The organism is Mesorhizobium sp. M5C.F.Ca.IN.020.32.2.1 (genome assembly GCF_004023105.1).
GTDB lineage: Bacteria > Pseudomonadota > Alphaproteobacteria > Rhizobiales > Rhizobiaceae > Mesorhizobium > Mesorhizobium wenxiniae.
The window spans coordinates 1-952 of sequence record NZ_RZSX01001395.1; the positions used below are offsets into that span (position 1 = coordinate 1).

At 62.3% G+C, this 952-nt stretch carries 1 protein-coding gene; it reads right to left on the reverse strand.

All coding sequences use genetic code 11. From position 1 onward, the window contains the following. Positions 1 to 665: YbhN family protein (locus EOA86_RS36285; protein WP_164892394.1), on the reverse strand; the 665-nt coding region annotated here is incomplete at its 3' end. Between the last annotated feature and the right edge of the window lie 287 nt (positions 666 to 952).

The window sequence follows — 952 nt, forward strand, 5'->3', positions numbered from 1 at the left end:
AAGTAGATGATCGCCGCCGCTGCCAGAAGCTCGATCGGGCCGATCAGCAATTGCCGCGCGACGATCGGCAGCGCCGGATAATGGATCTGAAAGCTGCCGATCTTCAGCGGCCTGAGATGCAGCCAGCTGCCGAAGACATAGGCCGCCACCAGCAGCAGCATGGCGACGCCCGCGGCCATGGTCAGGCGATGATGCGGTGCGCCGGAGAACCGGTCGATGATTTCAGGCTCGAAGACCAGCACGAGACCGGAAACGAGGATCGTCGACAGCACGAAGGTGATCCAGCAGATCGCCACCAGCACGCCGACATCCTTTCCGGTGAGGCCCCTGGTTCCGTAGGCGCGGTAGCGGATCACCGCGCCTGAAAATACCGAGCCGCCGATATTGTGCGACAACGCATAGGTGGTGAATGAGCAGAAGGTGACGAAGAGCCAGGAGACCTTCTTGCCGATATGCAGGAGCGCGATGTGGTCGTAGCCGGCCAGCGATGCATAAGCGATGACCGAGCTCAGCGCGGCGAGCATCCAGCCGCGGGCAGGGATGGCGACGATGCCGTCCCAGACATCGTCGAGCGAGATGCCGCGCAGTTCGTGCAGCAGCAGCCACAGCGAGAATACGACCGCCGCAATGCCGACGACCGGCCAGAAATAGCGCCTCCAGTTCATGGCGTGACGATCATGCGTTGCAGCCCCGTTGCCCTCTTTCGGTTCGCGTCAGGGAAACTTGCCGCGATTCCGGATGTTCCATTCCGCCATTTCAGAAATGCCTTATCGAAGCCGGCTATTCAACCGGCAACGCGCGGCTCTTCCTGCTGCCGCTTCATGCCGCCGGCAAAATTCGGCCCCTGCGCTCTTGGTGATCCGGCCCGGCGCTGCTAGTCTGGCCGCAACTTAGAACACATGAAAGCGCCTGCTGCGTCCGATCTCCGGTTCGCGCGGCGCCGGAAGGAACT